The sequence below is a fragment of the Gilliamella sp. Occ3-1 genome (assembly GCF_001690655.1).
In the GTDB taxonomy this organism is placed as follows: domain Bacteria; phylum Pseudomonadota; class Gammaproteobacteria; order Enterobacterales; family Orbaceae; genus Gilliamella; species Gilliamella apicola_P.
In genome coordinates, this window is sequence record NZ_LZHQ01000034.1 from 1 (window position 1) to 17,509 (window position 17,509).

The 17,509-nt window shown below is 36.1% G+C and carries 10 protein-coding genes and 1 pseudogene; 5 read left to right on the forward strand and 6 right to left on the reverse strand.

Annotation, left to right across the window (positions count from 1 at the left end; genetic code table 11):
• Positions 1 to 220 (reverse strand): transposase (locus tag A9G43_RS09745; protein WP_065606286.1); only part of this gene is annotated, 220 nt, incomplete at its 3' end.
• A gap of 399 nt (positions 221 to 619) precedes the next feature.
• Here A9G43_RS09745 and A9G43_RS11190 point away from each other — a divergent pair.
• From A9G43_RS11190 to citG, 3 genes and pseudogenes are all read left to right on the forward strand, one after another.
• Complete coding sequence (locus A9G43_RS11190) at positions 620 to 925, forward strand: gamma carbonic anhydrase family protein (protein ID WP_255308791.1); 306 nt, start codon at positions 620 to 622, stop codon at positions 923 to 925.
• A gap of 147 nt (positions 926 to 1,072) precedes the next feature.
• Positions 1,073 to 4,054: pseudogene (locus A9G43_RS11440) on the forward strand (DNA translocase FtsK 4TM domain-containing protein); the annotation flags it as partial.
• Between the two features lie 99 nt (positions 4,055 to 4,153).
• Complete coding sequence (gene citG, locus A9G43_RS09760) at positions 4,154 to 5,056, forward strand: triphosphoribosyl-dephospho-CoA synthase CitG (RefSeq protein WP_081298117.1); 903 nt, start codon at positions 4,154 to 4,156, stop codon at positions 5,054 to 5,056.
• Between the two features lie 659 nt (positions 5,057 to 5,715).
• Here the strand turns inward: citG and mukB are convergent.
• The 3 genes from mukB to mukF are packed head-to-tail and all read right to left on the reverse strand — an operon-like array spanning position 5,716 to position 12,231.
• Complete coding sequence (mukB, locus tag A9G43_RS09765; protein WP_065608632.1) at positions 5,716 to 10,134, reverse strand: chromosome partition protein MukB; 4,419 nt, start codon at positions 10,132 to 10,134, stop codon at positions 5,716 to 5,718.
• A gap of 2 nt (positions 10,135 to 10,136) precedes the next feature.
• Positions 10,137 to 10,865 (reverse strand): chromosome partition protein MukE, encoded by a 729-nt coding sequence (mukE, locus tag A9G43_RS09770; RefSeq protein ID WP_080702356.1) that lies wholly within the window; start codon positions 10,863 to 10,865, stop codon positions 10,137 to 10,139.
• Between the two features lie 43 nt (positions 10,866 to 10,908).
• Positions 10,909 to 12,231 (reverse strand): chromosome partition protein MukF, encoded by a 1,323-nt coding sequence (gene mukF, locus A9G43_RS09775; RefSeq protein ID WP_065608633.1) that lies wholly within the window; start codon positions 12,229 to 12,231, stop codon positions 10,909 to 10,911.
• 316 nt (positions 12,232 to 12,547) lie between these two features.
• Between mukF and pntA the strand changes: the two genes are divergently transcribed.
• Both pntA and pntB read left to right on the forward strand, forming a co-directional pair.
• Positions 12,548 to 14,080, forward strand: a complete 1,533-nt coding sequence (gene pntA / locus A9G43_RS09780; RefSeq protein ID WP_065608634.1) for a Re/Si-specific NAD(P)(+) transhydrogenase subunit alpha — start codon at positions 12,548 to 12,550, stop codon at positions 14,078 to 14,080.
• Between the two features lie 15 nt (positions 14,081 to 14,095).
• The gene (gene pntB, locus A9G43_RS09785) at positions 14,096 to 15,490 is read left to right on the forward strand and encodes a Re/Si-specific NAD(P)(+) transhydrogenase subunit beta (RefSeq protein ID WP_065560365.1); all 1,395 of its coding nucleotides are present in this window, start codon (positions 14,096 to 14,098) and stop codon (positions 15,488 to 15,490) included.
• Positions 15,491 to 15,703: 213 nt separating this feature from the next.
• Here pntB and fabR read toward each other — a convergent pair whose 3' ends face one another.
• Both fabR and oxyR read right to left on the reverse strand, forming a co-directional pair.
• Entirely contained in the window at positions 15,704 to 16,348 is a 645-nt protein-coding gene (gene fabR, locus A9G43_RS09790; protein WP_065608635.1) for an HTH-type transcriptional repressor FabR, read from the reverse strand.
• 37 nt (positions 16,349 to 16,385) lie between these two features.
• Positions 16,386 to 17,312, reverse strand: coding sequence for a DNA-binding transcriptional regulator OxyR (gene oxyR, locus A9G43_RS09795; RefSeq protein WP_065608636.1), 927 nt, complete (start codon positions 17,310 to 17,312; stop codon positions 16,386 to 16,388).
• Positions 17,313 to 17,509: the final 197 nt, after the last annotated feature.

A 17,509-nucleotide genomic window follows, 5' to 3' on the forward strand; every position in this document is an offset into this window, starting at 1 on the left:
TTAAGCTCAGTTCGGCAAACATCTGTTTAAGCTTACGGTTTTCAGCCTCCAGCTCCTTTAAGCGTTTGATATCCGAAGTTTCCATTCCGCCGTATTTTTCCCGCCATTTATAGAAAGTTGAATTACCCATGCCATATTTACGACAGAGTTCTTTAACCGGAATACCCGCTTCAGCTTCTTTTAAAATAGCGACGATTTGATGTTCAGTCATTTTTTTCATGTTTAAATCCTCTTTACTTTTATCATAGAGAATTTTCTACTTTTTTGCTGTATTATTTTAGGGGAGAGTTACACATCGAATATTAACGATATCAATAATTCCTTCTATCGCATTTGATACTAACGGATTGATAAATATTACAATTGCATCTGTAAAACAGTTTAAGGAGTTAGCCGTTAACGGTGGAGATGCAATTGTACTGTTATTAACAAAATAAAGTAGAACTTTCGAAAAGAACATGTTTAATAATCTAGAGAAATCTAGAAAATTAATATGTATTGTCGCTAGTGTTTTTTATTTCCGTTAAAACAACTACAACCTTATGTCACAAGAATAGATAATAATACTGGTTATACAGATGTCATCCCATCGTTTATTAAAACAGATATCCCTTGCATTATTGGCGAGAATGTCACTATTGGGCATAATGTTATCCTACATAGTTGCACCATTGAAGATAATGTATTAATTGGTATGGGTAGTACTATATTAAACAATGCTAAAATTGCAAAAAATTGCCTTGTTGGCGCCAACTCGCTAGTAACACACACTATACCTTATGAAGAAGGTTGTTTAATTATGGGATCACCCGCAAAAATTATCCGCAAATTAACTAAAGCTGACATTACAGCAAATATCACTAATGCACAACGATATGTACAAAATGGTATAAGATTTAAAACTAGCCTACTTCCTGTTGCATAATAACCCAACAATAAATTGCGTTTTAGACGGTATTGGGTCTGTGAGCAAGCACAATTTATGATAAAATACTAGCTATTTTAATAGCAATAGTTTTTAGGTACTTGTTTGAAAAAGCCCAAAATGACAAAAAAACAGATCATCACTCAATTGATTCTACTAACAATAATAGGTTTATCTGTTTGTTTATTTCTATCACAGTTCAGTTACGATCCATCCGATCCCGGTTGGTCTCGTACGGCTTGGCACTACCCTATTAGTAATTTTTGCGGTTATATTGGTGCATACATCTGTGACGTTCTTTTTCAATTTTTAGGCTTTATTGCTTATAGCCTACCTTTTATCGCTATTTTTATTTGTTTACAGTCAATCGTTTATTTTTATAAACATGCTAATGATCCTATAAACTACTTTAGTCTTTCATTTCGGATTATTGGTGTGTTAGCATTTATATTTAGTGCTACAGGATTTTTTGCTTTAAATATTGCTGATTCTGAACAATTTGAAGCGGGCGGTTATTTAGGTGCGATTGTCATCGAAAGCCTTTTACCAATTATAGATAGTATTACTTTATCCTTAATTCTTCTTGCAACTTGCTTGGCTTGTGTCACATTATTAACTGGATTATCATGGTTGAATCTAATTGAAAAATTAGGTGCTTTTGTCATGATTTTACTACTACCGATTAGATGGTTAATTAAGCCTCGTACAGCCAATAAACTTAAACAACCAGATTCACTAAACGAAAAACCAATAGCACAGACTAATGAGGAAATAAAAGATCCTCAATTTACAATACCTTTTGATACAAAACTAGATAAAAAATCAGATGATGATACCAATATCATTCCAACATCAAATACTATCTCTAGTGTTGAAACAACTCAAAATCAGACTGCAAATACCATCATATCGACTGACGATAAAACAATCTCAATAAAAACAACCGATGAATTAATCAAATCATCCCACAAAGATACTCAAGTACCACAGTCAACAACAGCGCCTCTAACAAGTGATAATCCACCAAATAAAGAGCTCGATCCTAACGAGATTTTATCTCGCCTTGAATCAATTATTCAAAACATGAATAGAAACAAAGCTACTCCAGATCAAGAGCAAACCTTGTCTTCATCAATAGAACAAATAAAACAGGTAATACAAACACAAAAATCAGAAGAAAAATTACCATTTGATGAATCAGAAAAATACACAATTTCAGATTCACCAAGTAAACCACTGTTTACATCAGTACACAACGAACCCAAAATTAATTTTACTAATGAACAAACACCGTTTGAATCATCAATCGGCATTTCAGCTATAGAAACAACTGAAACCAAACAACCATTTATTCAAGAACCACAGGTTATTACAAGTACAAAAGACACTGCATCTATAGAAGATATAGAAAACATAACAGATACAGAGACTGAAACTGAAATAAAAGAAGTGAAAGCAGACGTAGAGCAACTAGAATATGTTGACACTGAAGCTCTAAAAAAAGCAAATCCAATTATTGACGATATCTATCCTGAAGAAGATCGTGTTGAAGATATTCAACATAATCATTTCAATGAAAATGACGAAGATAGCTTAATTCATCCGTTATTAAGACGTAATGATAAACCGTTACCTAAACCGACTACGCCACTACCGTCACTGAACTTATTAACTGCACCACCAACAGCTCGAATCGAAGTCGATCATGGTGCCTTAAACGCAATGTCGGAACTGATTGAAAAAAGTTTATCGGATTATCGAGTTAAGGCAAAAGTGGTTGATTATTTACCGGGACCGGTGATTACTCGATTTGAAATTGAACTTGCACCGGGTATCAAAGCGGCACGAATTTCAACGCTAGATCGTGACTTAGCACGATCATTATCAATGCCATCGGTTCGTGTAGTTGAAGTTATTCCGGGAAAACCTTATGTAGGTATTGAATTGCCCAATAAAAATCGTCAAACAGTCTATTTTAGAGAAGTCTTAGACAGCCCTCAATTTAAAGATGCTCAATCGCCGTTAACTGTCGTATTAGGGAAAGATATCGCTGGGCAATCAGTGGTTGCTGATCTTGCTAAAATGCCTCATTTACTTGTTGCTGGTACTACTGGCTCGGGTAAATCAGTTGGTGTTAATGCGATGATTTTAAGCATTTTATATAAATCGCAACCTGAAGATGTCAGGTTTATTATGATTGACCCCAAAATGCTAGAGTTATCTATTTATGAAGGAATACCACATTTATTAACACAAGTGGTTACTGATATGAAAGATGCCGCTAATGCATTAAATTGGTGTGTTAACGAAATGGAACGACGCTATCGTCTAATGTCAGCATTAGGTGTGCGTAATATTGCTGGTTATAACGAAAAAATAAAACTAGCAGAACAAATGGGCAGACCAATTCCCGATCCACTTTGGAAACCAACTGATAGTATGGATCTTAATATGCCAACACTCGAAAAATTACCCTATATTGTGGTCATGGTCGATGAGTTTGCTGATTTGATTATGGCTGTCGGTAAAAAAGTCGAAGAACTAATTGCACGGCTTGCTCAAAAAGCGCGAGCAGCAGGTATTCATCTAGTTTTAGCCACACAACGTCCATCGGTGGATGTCATTACGGGCTTAATCAAAGCGAATATACCAACTCGTATCGCTTTTACAGTATCAAGCAAAATTGATTCTCGCACTATTTTAGATCAAATGGGAGCAGAATCATTACTTGGTATGGGAGATATGCTTTATTTAGCCCCTAATAGCTCCATTCCAATTCGTGTTCACGGTGCATTTGTGCGTGATGAAGAAGTGCACGCCGTTGTGCAAGATTGGAAAGCACGTGGAACACCAAAATACGTTGAAAATGTCACAGTTGCGACCGATGATAGCGAAAATGGCAATTCCAACTCGTCAGATGAAGAACTCGATCCATTATTTGACCAAGTTGTTGCTTTTGTCATAGAAACACGAAGAGCTTCTATCTCTAGCGTACAACGAAAATTTAGAATTGGCTACAACCGAGCAGCCCGAATTGTCGAACAAATGGAAGTAGAAGGCATTATTAGCGCCCCAAGCCATAATGGAAATCGGGAAGTACTAGCTGTATCAACACATAACGATTATTAGTTTTATCACACACCAATCCATTTAAAAGAGTGGCTTGGTGTTTACATCATAGCATCATGCAAATTAATTAAATCGAATCCCTATAGGTAACCAATAGTAATGAGTGATTATTCTCAGCAACTAGCATTATTAGAATTACAACTCAATAATGACCCTAACCGATGTTTACCTGCGCAATTAGCAACTAAAGCATTAATCAAAGAAATTTGCTTATCACCAAAACCCGGATTAGTTGATATGAATAATAGTGGAGCACATCGTGATATGGATTTCCAAACCTTTATTCAAAGTATTAGTGCTATTTGTGTCTGGTTTGAACGTTTTTACCAATATGGTAAAACATCAGCTTTGCATAAAAATCAACTTTTTTTAGCTGGCATTAGACCAATTGGTATTAATTGCGAACAAACGATGTTTAAAGCCACCAATCAAGTTAATACTCATAAAGGCGGGATATTTGCCTTTGGTTTGCTGCTCGGCGCTATTGGCAAGTTAGAGCAATTAAACTTACCAATCAATATACAAAGCATTTGTAACGAAGTTTCATCCATTTGCCAAGGCATTGTTCAAAGCGAGCTAAAACAAAATAATCTAACAAACTCTGTTGGTGAAAAGCTATTTAAACTCCATAACCTTACAGGAGCAAGAGGAGAAGCAGAATCAGGTTATGCAACAGTTAGAAATATCTCACTGCCTATCTTTCAACAAATGCAAAAGAACGGCTATGATGAAGAAACTTGCTTATTACAAGCGATGTTACATTTACTTGCTTTTAATCAAGACACGAATGTAGTTTCACGAGGTGGACTTGATGGCTTGTCCTTTGTCCAAGAACAAGCTAAAAAACTCATCAAACAAGGTGGCGTAATCAATCCCAAAGTACGAGAAAATTTATATCATCTTGATAGTGAATTAATAAAACGTAATTTAAGCCCTGGCGGATCAGCGGATTTAATTGCGATTACTTGGTTTTTGTCTCAATATGAGGACCAAACTTGTTAAAAAACTTATTTCAAAATCTGCACCATCAAGCTTTTCTTCAACAGCAATATTTTGAATAGTTAATTGTTTATAAAGACGCTATACATATTCAATATCAACAAACTGTATGTAGGCACAATACTCTGATTTGCTCATAGCTTAATTGGATAAACCAAACACACATTAAAGCTACCTAATAACAAACGAATGGGAAAACCAAAAAAGTGATGCATACTTTAATAGCAACGTGACATAACTAAAAAATATTTAGCGATTAAAAAGATAGAAAATAAAAAGTTAAGAGTTTTATTAATTTTGATAATACTGTTAAACCCCATAAAGCAATTTTGGAAAAAAAGGCCTTATGAGTTTTTAGAGGATTATTTTAACCATGAAGTGTAAACAACTCGGTGTTTTCTTACATATAAAATTTTTTCTTTGATGGAATGGTTAAAATAAGATGACAATATTTAGAAATATACAAAACAATCATCACTAGAAATAAAAGCATTGGGAATGTTGATTGTAGATGTAAAAACGATTTATTGTTCAGATTCAATCGATTGCTGGTATTCAATTCAATAAAACGTTCGATTATTAGCTAAATAGCATATAAATAAATTAAAATAGAACATCTTCACCGATAAAGGTAGACGAAGATGTCTAGTAAACAAAAAAAGTTAAACAAAACCTTTCAAACCAACTACATGCACATGTTCTTGGTTATTGATAACTTTACGTACGAGTTTATAGGTTGTTCCTTTTTCAGGACTGATGTTTTCTGGAGCAGCAATGATTAATTGCATTTCTAATCGTTCACAAAGTTCAAATAGTGTTGCAATTGATTTGGCATCTAGTCGAGCTGCTTCATCTAAGAATAGTAGACGACATGGCAAAATATCTTTATTCCGAAGTCGTTTGGATTCTTCTTCCCAACTTTGAATCACCATAAGTAAAATTGACATACCTGTACCAATTGCTTCACCCGTTGATAATGCACCGCTTTCAGCACGTAACCAACCATCTGCACCTCGATTCACCTCAACATCCATTTCAAGATAATTTCGATAATCTAGCAGTTCTTCACCAATATTTTGAGCAGTTCGTTGTCCCATATCAATATGTGGATTTAAACGTTGATAGAGTTTAGCTAACGCTTCTGAGAAGGTAATACGATTATTACTAAATAGATCTTGATGTTCATTTTGCTCATCGGCAAGTGCAGCTAAAAGAGTTGAATGAGCTTCGCGAACATTGACATTTAAACGCACGCCATTAACTTGACCAAATGCCACTGCTTGTAATCCTTGGTTAAGCATACGAATACGATTTTGTTCGCGCTGTATGGTTTTACGAATAATATTCGATACACTCTTCGAGCTAATTGCCAGTTGCTGTTCACGCGAAGTGAGTTCTTCTGTTAAGCGTGACAATTCAATTTCCATCTGTTCAATGGCTTCAATTGGATCGTCAGTTTTAACAATATCCTGGCGAATCCGTTCACGCAAATGTGCGTAAACAGCGATATAGAATTGGATTTTACGTTCTGGGCGTTTTGGATCTTCTGATAGTCTTAATACATCCCGCAAATGTTCATTGTCATTAACAGCTAAACGTAAGGAGCCTAATGCTTTATCTGACATTGAGCGCAATTCATCCGCACTTAAATAGGCAAGTTCACGTCGATGTAAACGCCGTTCAACACTATTTTCTTTAACAAGCCTTAAAACTAAACACCAACCCGCTTTGGCTTGCACTACTTGTTCGCGTAGTTGCTTATAATCTCGCAGTGTTTGAGTTAGCCGTTTTTGCAATTGTGTCATTTCGCTTTCGCACATAATGAGTTGCTTTTCAAGCGATGTACAATGTTGACGATTGTTATTTAATTTTTGATGGATTTCATCACGACGTAATCGAGCACGTTCTTCAGTGATCGCATCGGCTTTTACCCCAATTTGTTCAATTTCTTTTTGTAGCTCATGCAACATATCGCGCTTGGTTTCAAATGCACTTTTAAGCGAAGCTAGCGTTTGATTATATTGATTGTATTTGTCTTGATACTGTTGCATCTGGCTGCGAGCTTCAGTTCTTTGAGTTTCGACGATTTCTAAGCGAGAACGTAATTTTTCATTTAAATCACTATTTTCATTTAACATACCTGCCGAGTCTTCATAGCTAAAGTGGGCACGACGTTGCATTACTTCAGTTAAGGCAAAAACTTGTTGGCGGATAGTTTGTTGTTGTGCTTTAACCGTATTGTATTGTTCTCGTAAAGCTTCATTTAGCTCAGGATCACTTTGTAAAACAGCTAAAACTGGTTCAAGTTCTGAAATGGTATTGCGATTACGGCTAACATATTGCGCAGATTCTTGTGCTTGTGCAACTTGTTCACGTAAATCGTCAACCCTATCGACAAGATCATCATCAGCCAATAAATGCATTTGCGCAACCAAGCGATTTATGGTTGCTAATTGTTCTTTGCAATTAGTAACCTGTTGCTGATTTTGTTTATCAATACTTTCCTGAGACGATAATTGTCGTTCAATTTCAGTGCGTCTTGTCATTAATTTTTGCGCTTCAGCTTCAGGATCAATATCAAAAGCAACTCCTAAATGTTGACCAATAAATTGCCCAACATTTTGTTCAATTCGTTGTAATTTTTGTAAATCAAATGAGATAGTTGCATAGCGCTCATGTAATTCATCACGTTCGGCAGATAATTTTTCAAGGTGAATCTCACGAGCAGCACGACCAAATAGTGGTACTTTAGGAAAGCTTGAGAATCGCCATTGACGATCGCCCGTTTTGACAAGTACCGCTTTATTCATTTCCTCACAATCAAAAACACTATCATCAAATGATGACGGATCACCTTCGATAAAATAGATATCTTCAGGGTAATCTTCATCACTTGCGGTAAGGTTTTCTAATTGCTGTTTAACTAATGATAAATCTGGTACAACAATAGCTTGTCTTGATGGACCATATAATGCAGAAAAGTAAGGTGCATCATCAATTGTTACATCTTCATAAATTTCAGAAAGTAATACACCATTAAATCGTTCTGCTAACGAAGACAAACGGCTATCATCGACACCACTAGGTTGATTTAGTTGCTCAATTTGAACATCTAATTGGTTGCGTCTAAAACTAATTTGGTCTCGCTCAGTAACAAGTATTCGCTCTTTTTCTAGCAGTTTTTGCATATGTTGAGTGACATCTTGACTGTTATTAAACTGTTCGCTAGTTTGTTCTTGTAAAGCGATTAATGCATCTTGTGCTTTCAACCATAGTGGAGCTTTTTGACGATAATCAGCTATTTTTGATTGAATTTGTTCAAGCTCTTGCCTAAATTCGATACGTTTTTCGCTAGATTCATTAGCTCGTTCGGCTGTTTCGTCTAATTGCAATTCAAGTTCTTGTTTTAAATCATCTAGTTCATCGTAATTAACTTGGCGTTCAATACGTTTACAAAATTGTGTTAATAACGATTCTGCTTCTTTTTGTTCAAAAAATCGTTGTTCAAGCTCATCTAGTTGTAGCTGTAAATGCTCGGCTTGTTCTGCATGGTAACATTGTGATGGCCATTGTCTTAATGCTTCTTTAGCTGCCGCAAAAGCGTCACTTCGGGTAACATCGCCAACTAATTTAATCACTAATTGATAAGCACGGTCAAACTGATTAATTGCCGCATCAGATACACTTAATTTTTGCTCGAGTTCAAGAACTTGTTCCGTGATCTCTTTTTGCTTTTCTTCAAACAATTCATAGTGATTTTCAATATTACTAATACCTAATTTTGGTAACTGGCATAATGACTGAGCATTTTTTAACGCCTGTAAGGCCTGTTGGTATTGAATTGCACGTGTTTGTTGAACATCAAGAGCCTGTTGGTAATCAGCTAATTGAGTCTTGATTTCGTCAACTTCTTGTTCTGTTTGTTCTACTTGCTCACGATAGGTTTGGTACTGTTCATTCGCTTCAAGTACCACTTCGTTTTGTTCTTCTAACTTTAAGTTTAAATCATCTAAATCTGCTTGATAACGGTCAATTTTTTCCTGTTGACGTAATGCTGTTTGCACTAAATTGAGGTGATCATTAGCCGCCTGTAAGTCGGTTTCCAAATCACTTTGCGCATCTTGATGTTCTTTAAGTTCTTTTGCCATTTCAACTTGGCGGTATTGATTGCTTATAAGCAGATCTTGTGTTTTAAACATATCACGGCGCAGGCCAAGTACTGATTCTATATGAACTCGGCGTTCATTATTATGGCGCATATAATCAGCTGCCACATAATTAGTTGACTCAGTAATTAAGTGTTTAAATAAGTCACGATCCGATTGTGTTACTCGAATGGCTTCTAACGTCATCCGATTCTCGCGTAATGCGGCTTCCATATCTTGGAAAGCTTTTCGCACACCACTATTTTCTGGTAATAAATAATCACGTAGGGAACGAGTAATAGCACTTGAGATACCACCATAAAGTGATGCCTCAATCAAACGGTAGTATTTACTTCTATCAGATGGAGAGCGCAAGCGTTTTGGTAAAATACCAAAATCAAACATAACCGAATGATAATCAGTAATTGAGTTAAATTGTTTAAAGATAATGCCTTCCATTGATTCGGCTTTATCTTTTAACTCTGGTAACGATAAGATTCGCGCTTGTTTATCATTTAAACGCTCCGTAACCAACTCTGTTGGGCTTACACTGATAGATAATCCTTGCAATAAAAAAGGCTTGATATCGACTTTTTTGTCCCGCCCTGCTACTTGTTGCAAACGTACACCACAAATAATCCTTTGGTTCCGTGAGTTAATTACGTCCAGTATAGAATAACAGACGCCTGGTTTTAATTTACCATGCAAGCCTTTATCTCGTGAGCCTGATGTGGCTCCAGCTTCGGTTGTATTTCTAAAGTGTAATAAAGTTAAGTCAGGTATTAATGCAGTTACAAATGCCGCCATGGTAGTTGATTTACCAGCACCATTACCACCAGATAATGTCGTAACTAATTGGTCAAGCTCAAAAGTTCGTGCAAAAAAACCATTCCAGTTAATTAGCGTTAATGAGTGAAATTTACCGTGTCCAATCATGATTATTCAGTCTCCTCATTAACATCTTCATCTTGTTCTTCATTATTATCATCTAAAATAAGTGCTGATTCGATTTTAATTGCTTCGCCATCTCGAATTAGGCGTAATTGCGCTTCTTGTGCGTCATCACTACTTCGTACATCTGCACCAAAACGGAAAATTGATTCGTTAATGCGAAAACGGCTACTGTCATTACCAACAATAAAAAAAATCATACCTAGTCGACGCAGGCGATTTAGCGCTGTTTTTACTTTATCAAATAGTTTTTGGCGATCTAAATCTGAACCTGTTGAACGTTGGTTTACTAATCTGAGTAACTTACTTTCATCTGCTAATGAAACCAGTTCATCAAACAATTCTTGTAAGGTAAAAATCCCCTCATGCGCTAATCTCTCGGGACTTAAATACAAATAACAAAGTACTTTGCCAACAAGCATATCAAGCTCCGATAATACTGAACGAGGAATCAATGTTGTTGAGCGAGGACGAAGATAGAAAAATCCTTCAGGCGCACGGATTAGCTCAACATTATAACGTTGATAAAATTGTTCAAGCTCAAGTTGGAAATCCATTAGAAAAGCATGATGATCAAGTTCATCAATACCAATATGACGGCCAGAGCGTAGTAAACTATCCAGTTCTGGAAAGATCGGATTAGCAATTGCTTGGGCCAATTTAACGGGCATATATTTATCGATAGAAGCTTGAGAACTAGCGACTATGCGCCCCATAACTTCATCAAGATGATGTGCGGTTTGTTGTGTTTCGAAATCGTTAGTATCTGTTGATGACATGTGCTTGTACCTTAGCTCCATAATCGTTAATAGGTTTCCATTCGGCAGGAATTCCAAGCCAATCATCTTCAGCAATACCGAGACGAATAGCCTGATCAATAAATAATCTCGCTATATCAAAATGTTGTTCACGCGGGAACTGAGCCAAATAGTTATGAATGGTAGCGCCCATATCAAGTGGTTTATTTTCTTGCTTAAATACCATTAAATTTTGTTCAATATGAGCAATAATATGTTCTTGAATCTCTTCAATCATTTCAAATTCAAGTTCCGAAGGTAATTCTCCAGTTACCTCAGCATCATGTAGTGCCAATTCTTCATCACGCATATCTAGTAAGCGATCGGCATTAGCAAAAGTGAGTGACCAAGGCAAATCAAAGTATCCTTGAATCGATTTTCGTAAGCGTTGCGAAAACACACGATTTTTATCTAAATCAATAGCAGTACGAATAAATTTATGAACATGGCGATCATAACCGATCCAAAGGTCAATCGCTTTTTGCCCCCAACCAATAATTCGATCTAGTTTACCTTGCAGATCCATAACTACATTGTTGATTTTATCGAGTTCTGGATTATCAAGCGTCGCATCTTGTATTAAAAGTAAACTGGCTTGTAATTTATCACCTGCAGCAGCCAAAGTATCTTGTAACTCCCGCAATGTTTGTGATGTTTCAGTCAGTAACCCTTCACAACTGCTAATTGCTGCTTGCCAATCTTGACTTAATAAGGCAGAAATATTTTGTTTAACATCAGCTTGTTGTTCATCCATCACTCGTTGTGTGATATCGATACTATCAAAAATTTCAGCGACTGAATATTTTAATGGCGCAAAGACATTTCGATGCCAATGTAAATCATCACCACCTTCGATGGCTGCATCTGCAGCTCGTTTTAACTCTTGCGCAACAATAGATAATTGAATGGATAAACGCAGCGTTGAGAATTCACGTTGGCGAATATAATAATCAGAAATACCTATCCCTAACGGAGTTAAACGATAAATCGAAAAACCGTCTGTCATTTCACTTGCAAAACGTGTGATTAAGCGTTGGCGTACCAAATCATTGATAGCATTATTAGCTCGCAATGTAATAGTGTCTTCACTCTGCTCGAAAATTTGTGAAACATGCCTAAAAGCATCAATTAATTCAGATTCCGTCATTTCACCGTCAAAACGTTCGCTATTTAATACGGCAATAGCTAATAAAAAAGCTAACCTTTCCACAGGCAAAGCGATCGAAAAATCATTCTTTTTTGCCCAAGAGACCAGTTCTGGCACTGATTGGGAAAAATCAATCATAAAAAATCCTTAATTCAAGGAGAACAAAATCGAATCATGCCTCAAAGTTTACACTTCAAGGTAGACACAAAAATAACGCTAATTATATAACAATATAGAGTAAATTTGTAATGGAATTCGATGAAAGCATTAAAACTGTTTTATTTAAATTATAGCTATTTCGATATAGCCTTATAATAATATTAATTAATAAATATTACTCAAATAATTTAAAAATCTTATTTCTTGAATAAAAAATAGATTCACTACTCGCACAGAACCCTATTTATGCTAAAATCAACTTACATACAATAAACTAACATAAGGACGTAACGAAATGCATATCGGTATACCTAAAGAACGGTTAGCCAATGAAGCTAGAGTTGCAGCGACTCCTTTAACTGTTGGACAACTGTTAAAACTGGGCTTTACAGTTTCCGTAGAACAAGGCGCTGGACATGCTGCTCATTATGAAGACCAAGCTTTTATTGATGCTGGGGCTACAATTCAAAACGCACAAGACATTTGGCAAAATGATTTAATTTTGAAGTTTCATGCACCAAGCGACGATGAAATATCTTTAATGAAAGAGGGTTCAACCCTTATTAGTTATATTTATCCAGCTCAACATAAAGAACTATTAGAAAAATTAGCCGCCAAAAATATTACTGTAATGGCTATGGATTGTGTACCACGTATTTCACGCGCACAATCTCTAGATGCATTAAGCTCAATGTCTAATATTGCTGGTTATCGTTCAGTTATTGAAGCAGCAAATCAATTTGGTCGATTCTTTACAGGGCAAGTTACTGCTGCTGGTAAAGTACCGCCAGCTAAAATATTAGTTATTGGAGCAGGTGTTGCAGGCCTAGCAGCAATTGGTGCTGCAGTAAGTTTAGGTGCAATTGTTCGTGCTTTTGATACTCGCCCTGAAGTTGCCGAACAAATTAACAGCATGGGCGCTGACTTTTTAGAGTTAGATTTTGAAGAAGAAGCAGGTTCTGGTGACGGTTATGCTAAACAGATGTCAGCGGCCTTTATTGAAGCTGAAATGGCACTGTTTGCAGAACAAGCTAAAGATGTTGATATCATCATAACAACTGCACTAATTCCAGGTAAACCCGCTCCAAAACTCATTTCGAAAGAAATGGTTGAATCAATGAAACCGGGTAGTGTTATAGTTGATTTGGCTGCATTAACTGGTGGTAACTGTGAGTTAACTAAACCAGGTGAAATTTTCGAAACAGATAACAATGTTAAAATTGTAGGTTATACTGATTTAGCTAATCGTATGCCAGCACAAGCATCACAGCTTTATGGTACTAACATTGTTAACCTATTAAAACTGCTTGCTAAAGAAAAAGACGGTAATATTGATATCAATTTTGAAGATGTTGTAATTCGTGGTGTAACTGTGGTTAAAGATAAAGAAATCACTTGGCCTGCACCACCGATTCAAGTATCTGCTCAACCTCAGAAAAAAGCATCAGAGCCAATTGTTAAACCAGAACCAAAGCCAATGGATCCTCGCAAAAAATATGGTATTTTAGCTTTAGTTCTCATTGCTTTCTTCTGGCTTGCAAACTCCGTTCCTGAAAGCTTTTTAGGACATTTTACTGTATTTGCATTATCTTGCGTTGTTGGTTACTACGTTGTATGGAATGTTACACATTCTTTGCATACACCTCTAATGTCAGTAACTAATGCAATTTCTGGAATTATATTAGTCGGAGCAATTTTGCAAATCAGTGATGATAATGGCTTAACTACGGCAATTGCTTTTGTTGCTATTTTAATTGCTAGTATCAATATTTTTGGTGGATTCTTTGTTACCCAAAGAATGCTAAAAATGTTCCAACGTGGCAAGTAAAGGAGAGCATAAATTATGTTAAGTAATGGAATTATTCAAGCGGCATATGTAATTGCTGCGTTGCTTTTTATATTCAGTTTACGCGGTCTATCTAACCAAGAATCAGCCAAATCAGGCAATATTTACGGTATGATTGGTATGGCTATCGCTCTTATTGCTGCAGTTGCAAGTATTAAAGGCGGATTACACTGGATAGTTATTGCAATGATTATTGGTGCTGCAATTGGTTTATATTTGGCTAAAAAAGTTGAAATGACTCAAATGCCAGAACTTGTTGCACTACTTCATAGCTTTGTTGGAATGGCTGCTGTTCTAGTTGGTTTAAACAGTTATTTAGATCCACACATTCAAAATTTTCAAGGTGGAGAGTTAACTGTACATTTAGTAGAGATTTTTGTTGGTGTCTTTATCGGCGCAGTAACCTTCTCTGGCTCTGTTGTCGCATTTGGTAAATTAAATGGACGCATTAGCTCAAAACCATTATCAATTCCAAATAAACATTATTGGAATCTAGCAGCAATTGTTGTTTCTACCATTTTAATGTTTACTTTTGTTGAAGTAAAAAGTGGCGCTGGTGCAACAATTAGTTTGTTGATCATGGCAATTATTGCATTCGTGTTTGGTTTCCATCTTGTTGCTTCAATTGGTGGTGCTGACATGCCTGTTGTTATTTCAATGCTAAATTCTTATTCAGGTTGGGCAGCAGCAGCAGCAGGCTTTATGTTAGGCAACGATCTACTAATTGTAACTGGTGCGTTAGTTGGTTCATCAGGCGCAATTCTTTCATATATTATGTGTAAAGCGATGAACCGCTCATTTATTAGTGTTATTGCTGGCGGTTTCGGTAGCGATGGTAGCGCAGCTAGTTCATCAGATGAAGAACAAGGTGAATACCGTGAAATGCAACCAGCCGAAGTTGCGCAAACATTAAAAGAAGCCCGCTCAGTTATTATTGTTCCTGGATATGGTATGGCAGTTGCTCAAGCTCAAGGTGCAGTAAGTAATATTACTGAAAGACTACGTGGTATGGGTATAGAAGTTCGTTTTGGTATTCACCCAGTAGCAGGACGTTTACCTGGGCATATGAATGTATTATTAGCCGAAGCAAAAGTCCCTTATGATATTGTATTAGAAATGGATGAAATCAACGATGACTTCCCTGATACTGATGTGGTTTGGGTAATTGGAGCTAACGATACAGTCAACCCAGCGGCAGAAGAAGATCCAAATAGCCCAATAGCAGGCATGCCTGTTCTTGAAGTTTGGAAAGCAAAAACGGTTGTTATTTCTAAACGCTCAATGAATACTGGTTATGCAGGTGTACAAAACCCACTATTCTTTAAAGAAAATAGCTATATGCTATTTGGTGATGCTAAAGACAGTGTTGAAAAAGTACTACAAAACCTTTAAGTATCACTAAAAGTATTACTGCGGCTTTTGCCGCAGTAATTATCAGCACATATCTCTCACAACCTAGTTATATAAATTTAAATAATAGAAACTATTACTCCTAAACTCCACAAAGAATATTAATCTATTCTATTTCATACTAGCTAAAAAAGCAGTTTGTTTTGTTAAAAAGTTTCAGGAAAATCTGTGTTTTAATATAAAATCATATTTGTATTAATCATTACTCTGTTTAATTTGTTCTTTATGATAAAGATAGTAAGCACCTTGAGATATCATTCGAAGTTGAAAAATAAGATCTTCAATTAATTTTTGACGTTGCGCTATGTCAAAATCAATCGCTTCAGCACCAGCATTAAATGCAATGGTGACCATTGCCTCGGCTTGAGCTTCATTATAATGATGAGGAATTTGGTTAGCATTATCAAGATAATCGGTGAGCTCAACAATAAAATATTGAATTTCGCGCGCGATAGCCGAACGAAAAGCAGATGATGTCCCAGCCCTTTCACGAAGAAGCAATAAAAAGACTTTGGGATTCTTATCGATAAATTCAATAAATGTGGTTATTGATGTCCGTAATACGCTTCCTCCTTTTTCAATACGCTTACGTGCTTGGCGTAACAATTGGCGAAGCGTTAAGCCACTTTCATCTACCATGGCTAAGCCGAGCTCATCCATATCACGAAAATGTCGATAAAAAGAAGTAGCCGCTATTCCAGCTTCACGAGCTACTTCTCGCAAACTTAAACTTGTAAAACCTTGCTCAGCATTAAGTTGATTAAACGCTGCTTTGATTAAATTTCGACGGGTTCTTTCTTTTTGTTGTGCCCGAATACCACCAGTCTTAATATTTTTCATTTGAAAGCTCAGTTCTAATATTTATAGTTATCCATCCTTACATAACCTTGCTTAATAATCGCTCTTTTTCAGCAAAAACTTGGGGCATATGATCTCTAATCGTTTTAGCTATTGTTTCATAACGGGAACGTAATGGTGAACCAGGTCGATAGATGAAAGTAATACTACGTGATGGTACTGGGTCTGTACACGGAATATAGCAAATATTATCACGACTTCGCTCATTAGGTGCAGCTAGCTCTGGAAATAAAGTAATACCTCGACCAGCAGAAATCATACTTCGAAGTGTTTCAAGGCTAGTTGCTTTGAACTGTTTATCTTCATCAATACCAACTTGAAAGCAATACCCCATTGCATGATCTCGTAAACAATGACCATCTTCAAGCATCAAGAATTTTTTACCTTTTAAACTGGAAAGTTTAACTGTCTTTTTGCTAGTTAATTCATCAGTAGCAGGAACAGCTAAAAACATGGGTTCATCAAATAAAGGTAGTTCAATAAATTGTGATGTTTCTTTAACTTGCGCAACAATGGCACAATCAAGTTTACCACTTTCGAGTTGAGCAACAATATTAGCAGTTTGTGCTTCATGCAAGTAAAGTTCTAATTGAGGAAAAGATTCATGTAACACTGTAATGACATGTGGTAAAAGATAAGGCGCTATAGTAGGAATCAATCCTATATGCATTGGTCCAGACATTTCTTCACCTTGACGGCTAGCCATTTCTTTTAGGATTTGAATATTACGCAAAATCTCTTTAGCTTGTTCAACTAGCATCATTCCAGTTTGTGTAAATAATACTTTCCGGCTTGTACGCTCTAATAACATTACGCCTAATTCATCTTCTAATTTTCTGATCTGACCACTAAGTGTTGGTTGACTCACATTACAAGCATCAGCTGCCTTACGAAAATGGCAAAATTCAGCTAACGAAACAAAATATTCCAAATCACGAATATTCATAGTGTCCCCAATAAGTTATCAGTTAATGGTATATACTCAAACAACTTCTATTATGTGATGGTTTAAAAAATAACATCAAAAATCTCTTCATCATTTATTAAATTATCATGCGTTATAAATTATATTTTGTGAAGCAAATAAGTAAAAAGAAGTTCTGAGTACGGTTTTATTTCATTTTAATTAGCTAGTTAAAATAC

Coding starts and splice junctions, on each gene's coding strand:
- citG (WP_081298117.1), top strand. CDS start 4,154: ATGAGTGATTATTCTCAGCAACTAGCATTATTAGAATTACAACTCAAT.
- mukB (WP_065608632.1), bottom strand. CDS start 10,134: ATGATTGGACACGGTAAATTTCACTCATTAACGCTAATTAACTGGAAT.
- mukE (WP_080702356.1), bottom strand. CDS start 10,865: ATGGGGCGCATAGTCGCTAGTTCTCAAGCTTCTATCGATAAATATATG.
- mukF (WP_065608633.1), bottom strand. CDS start 12,231: ATGATTGATTTTTCCCAATCAGTGCCAGAACTGGTCTCTTGGGCAAAA.
- pntA (WP_065608634.1), top strand. CDS start 12,548: ATGCATATCGGTATACCTAAAGAACGGTTAGCCAATGAAGCTAGAGTT.
- pntB (WP_065560365.1), top strand. CDS start 14,096: ATGTTAAGTAATGGAATTATTCAAGCGGCATATGTAATTGCTGCGTTG.
- fabR (WP_065608635.1), bottom strand. CDS start 16,348: ATGAAAAATATTAAGACTGGTGGTATTCGGGCACAACAAAAAGAAAGA.
- oxyR (WP_065608636.1), bottom strand. CDS start 17,312: ATGAATATTCGTGATTTGGAATATTTTGTTTCGTTAGCTGAATTTTGC.